Annotated in this window: 6 protein-coding genes; 1 reads left to right on the top strand and 5 read right to left on the bottom strand. The window is 57.7% G+C overall.

Features of this window, described 5'->3' with window-relative positions:
• Positions 1-99 precede the first annotated feature (99 nt).
• From ACO59D_RS12990 to ACO59D_RS13010, 5 genes are all read right to left on the bottom strand, one after another.
• A complete protein-coding gene (locus ACO59D_RS12990) occupies positions 100-339 on the bottom strand; it encodes a helix-turn-helix domain-containing protein (RefSeq protein ID WP_485127341.1) in 240 nt (79 codons plus the stop codon).
• Positions 340-576: 237 nt separating this feature from the next.
• Positions 577-1068 (bottom strand): GNAT family N-acetyltransferase, encoded by a 492-nt coding sequence (locus tag ACO59D_RS12995; protein ID WP_485127342.1) that lies wholly within the window; start codon positions 1066-1068, stop codon positions 577-579.
• Positions 1065-1358 carry a type II toxin-antitoxin system TacA family antitoxin gene (locus ACO59D_RS13000; RefSeq protein WP_165443734.1) on the bottom strand — a complete coding sequence of 98 codons (294 nt, stop codon included), beginning with the start codon at positions 1356-1358 and terminating at the stop codon, positions 1065-1067. Before ACO59D_RS13000 ends, ACO59D_RS12995 begins: the two co-directional genes overlap by 4 nt.
• Positions 1359-1467: 109 nt before the next feature.
• Positions 1468-2031 (bottom strand): hypothetical protein, encoded by a 564-nt coding sequence (locus ACO59D_RS13005; RefSeq protein WP_485127343.1) that lies wholly within the window; start codon positions 2029-2031, stop codon positions 1468-1470.
• Positions 2032-2033: 2 nt separating this feature from the next.
• Positions 2034-2852, bottom strand: a complete 819-nt coding sequence (locus tag ACO59D_RS13010; RefSeq protein ID WP_485127344.1) for a transposase — start codon at positions 2850-2852, stop codon at positions 2034-2036.
• On the opposite strand from ACO59D_RS13010, the gene ACO59D_RS13015 reads away from it, so the two are divergent.
• Positions 2809-3124, top strand: a 316-nt coding sequence (locus ACO59D_RS13015) for a hypothetical protein (protein WP_485127345.1), incomplete at its 3' end; no start/stop codon positions are given. The two genes, ACO59D_RS13010 and ACO59D_RS13015, sit on opposite strands and share 44 nt — an antisense overlap.

Here is a 3124-nt window from a genome sequence, read left to right on the forward strand (position 1 = left end):
GACCGCCCTTGTCCTCTGTTCAAGGGAGCACGCGCCATCCTCCAAACGTCATCGTTTGGTACGGATTTCCGGTACCACCCCCAAGTGTCGATTAATACGTTAGCGAACACACCCATGGCGCCCGCGGCGGCCGTTCCCCTTCGGCTCGCGGCAGATGGTCGACCTGTCCCTACCGGTCTCTCCCGCGATGTAGGCGATTGACCTTCCCTCTGCATGCAGCATGGCCATGCGGTCCCTCTCCTGAGGGCCAAGATGCCTGTAGTGGCACATTCCTTCCAGCTTCCGACGTTGACCTAGACAACCAACATCGTAGCCTTCCGAGATGTGCCACGCCTTCATTCAGCGGGCTATCGTGTTGCACTCAGAATGCTAATCCGCCTGTCTTTTGGATATGTTGGAATACGTGGATGTAGCTATACCATATCCAGAAGACAGATAGGCATCTATGTGGGTATGGGCACTGCGTGGTTCGAGACATTTTGAGCCGGTGGCATACAGCGTGCAGCTCCAGCGACCCCATCAAGGTGAATTAACCATCGTTTCCCTAGATGACCAGAACGGTTACCACATTCATCGCTACTCAGGAAGTTTAAGCGGAATATACATCGTATCCATGCCTGGTATCTCTAGGAATCCATAGTGCAGATAAAAGCCCTGTACACCCTCATCCGCTGGATCGACAACGAGTGCTTTTGCACCAACCGTACCAGCAGCCGAAAGGGAACGAACTACAGCATCGCGCAGGAGCATAGATCCCAGCCCGGTCCCTTGGTACTGCTGATTAACGCCAAGCATTCCTAAAAGAAATACGGGAATGGATGAAGGTGCATTGCGTTTCAGCCAGCCGCCGTCAACACTACTCCTTATAATCGAATGGGAGCTCAACGAGTAGAAACCTGCAACGGACTTTTCTTCTGTAGCAGCGAAGGAAACATATACAATTGCAGATCCGCGCTTTTTAGCGTAAGGAGCTCGGTTTCTAGCCCAATCGTCGACAACTTCGACTCCGCTGCAGAAGTCATCTAGTGTTTCGCCGTCCTCAAGCCTTCGAGGTTTTGTGAATCTCATGCCCACTCCGGCTTTACAGCGAGCAACTTTAGCATTGCTTCAGGCATTGGCTGCTCGAGTGCTGCGGCGAATTCGTCGAACTGCTGCGCAGATAGCACTGTCTCTGTTTCGGACCTGATGTCACGCTGTGCACATTCATCGAGATTGTTCAATGCCCAGCCAGTTAGACTGAGCCCCTTAAGCGCAGCTGCCCTCACATAGAGCGAACGCTTTTTTGCCGATAGGCGAAAGTCCAAACGTGCCGATTTCTCATCCATAGAGGCATCTACCTCATGCACCTTGGTTGCCATCATGTCCTCCCTTCGTTTGACAGCTAAATTGTACAGCAACAATACGTACAAGAACAATAAGAATGGAATATTTAATACACTAATAGTTTCCCAATCTACCGGACTATAGCTAGCCGGCAGGCAATGAATTCTTCCGCGGACGACCACGCGGACGTTTCGGCTTCATAGTTGCCGGGTCCTTCGGCTTGGGCTTGCGTCCACGCTTCTTAGGTTCTGGTTTTGGAGCCGGCTTGGATAATCCAAGAGCCTCCAGCTCAGCAAATATGGTCTTGAGGGTATGTACCCAGCAGCCGTCGTCTGTTGCTGGTTCGGCCGGGGAATCCATCAGTCTCCATGCAGAGGAAAGGTCGTCCATCAGTTCTGCATAGGACATGTTATCGAGAAGGCCAGCTTTCCCTGCCTTCCTGATGATCCTGCAGGTGGCAACTGTAGAGAGGAAGTTGATGAACTCGCTTCCCATCACAGAAAAGTCGCCCTGGCAGTTGGTGTGGTCCAGGCATTCATCGTTCTTGTGGCGGTTGAATACCACTTCCAGAAGCCACCGGTCATTATGGCAAAGGTAAGCAGTCTTCGGATCAAGGTCCTGATCGGATTCCAAGACGATCACGCCAAAGAGGTCCTTCTTGATGGCGTACTTCTCGGGTGAAAAGGCATTTTTCTGGTTCTTCCGCATTTCTAGTGGGTAGCACAGGCCAGCGAGGACTGGGCCGAGAAGTCCAGCCTCCCCAGCCTCAGGAAGATCATGGTCTCGAAGTACCCGACGTTCCTGAAGCCCCTCGACGCCCTCCTGATCGACTGGATCACGGAGTCGGGCCCCCCGAGGATCGCGTTGGTGGCGCTCGACCTCCACCAGTCGGGGATGCCCTCCCGCTCCTTGCGCAGGGTCCTCGCCACCACCCTCGTCTCGGGCACGTTGGAGTGCGCCATCCGGCTCGCGAGCCTGTCGAGGGCGACCGCCGCGGACTCCCTGTCCGGGAGCCCGTAGACGTCCCCCATGGCCTCCTCCATCTGGCACGCCCTGGCGGTCTGCAGGTGCGACCTCGCCGGGTCGAGGGCCTCCCTCGTCGCCCTCTGCCCATCGGTCAGGCTCTCCTCGCGCTTCAGCCAGACGTACCTGGTGCCCGAGGGCATGGCGCGCCTGTCGGCGGGCCCCCTCCTCTCGCGGCACCTCACCCCGTCGACTCTCCTGGAGGAGAGCCGCATGACATGGAACCTGTCGACCGTCTGCGCGGCGTTCGGCATCTCCGCGGCGACGCCGACCGAGTAGGCCTCGGACATGTCGCGGGCGGCCTCGGCGACGGTCCCGCGGCTCCCGCCGTGGGCCCCGAGCTGGTCGCAGAGCCTGGAGTGAGCTGTAATCTTTTGGTGGACAGGGGGACGGCAGGGACTGGCAGCGGATATCCTCTGGGCAGCTGCCCACCCACCAGCGCCAGCAGATCGGGGCAGCGAGATGTCGGTAAGCGCAAGCGAGACAGAGAAGGCAAAGTCCCGCACGAAGCCGGGGACGCCCAGGCACTACACTGAGGGGTACCGCCTCGAGGCCGCCGGGCACTGCAGGAAGGCACGCGAGGCCGATCCGAAGAAGGGCATCAGAAAGCGCGCCGCAGGGCCCGGGACCAGCGACAAGGCCCTGAACGACCGGACCCTCAAGCACAGCAAGACCGGAAGGGTGGCCCAGGCGAGGACCGACGAGCAGAAGGAACTCGACGCAGCGGGGGGTGTCCCTATAGTTTTGTCAAGCCGTAGCAGGCGGCTTTTCTACAACG

This window comes from Tractidigestivibacter sp., from assembly GCF_057241865.1.

Coding starts and splice junctions, on each gene's coding strand:
- ACO59D_RS12990 (WP_485127341.1), bottom strand. CDS start 339: ATGAAGGCGTGGCACATCTCGGAAGGCTACGATGTTGGTTGTCTAGGT.
- ACO59D_RS12995 (WP_485127342.1), bottom strand. CDS start 1,068: ATGAGATTCACAAAACCTCGAAGGCTTGAGGACGGCGAAACACTAGAT.
- ACO59D_RS13000 (WP_165443734.1), bottom strand. CDS start 1,358: ATGGCAACCAAGGTGCATGAGGTAGATGCCTCTATGGATGAGAAATCG.
- ACO59D_RS13005 (WP_485127343.1), bottom strand. CDS start 2,031: ATGCGGAAGAACCAGAAAAATGCCTTTTCACCCGAGAAGTACGCCATC.